The following is a 264-nucleotide window of genomic DNA, read 5'->3' as shown; positions in this document are numbered from 1 at the left end:
AACGTCACCTTCAGCAATGGTGAGCGCTTTGATGCCAAGGCGGTGAAAACCGCGTTCGACAGCGACAAGGCCCTGGCCACCGAGTTGCCGGCGACCTTCGGCGCGACTTATCTGGCGGGCTATGACCATGCCGAAGTGGTCGACGCCTTCACCATCAAGCTGGTGCTGGCCAAGCCGAATGCCGGATTTCTGCAAGCCACTTCCACCACTAACCTGGCGATCCTTGCACCCGCCTCCTACGCCCTCAGTGTCAAGGAACGGTCC

The 264-nt window shown here is 60.6% G+C and carries 1 pseudogene; it reads left to right on the top strand.

Annotation, left to right across the window (positions count from 1 at the left end):
* A pseudogene (locus SB764_RS41265) lies at positions 1-264 on the top strand (hypothetical protein); the annotation flags it as partial.

This window comes from Paraburkholderia sp. SIMBA_027, from assembly GCF_046535315.1.
Lineage (GTDB): Bacteria > Pseudomonadota > Gammaproteobacteria > Burkholderiales > Burkholderiaceae > Paraburkholderia > Paraburkholderia tropica.
Note: the sequence above shows the minus strand (reverse complement) of the source record. Positions and strands in the feature narration are given on the sequence as shown.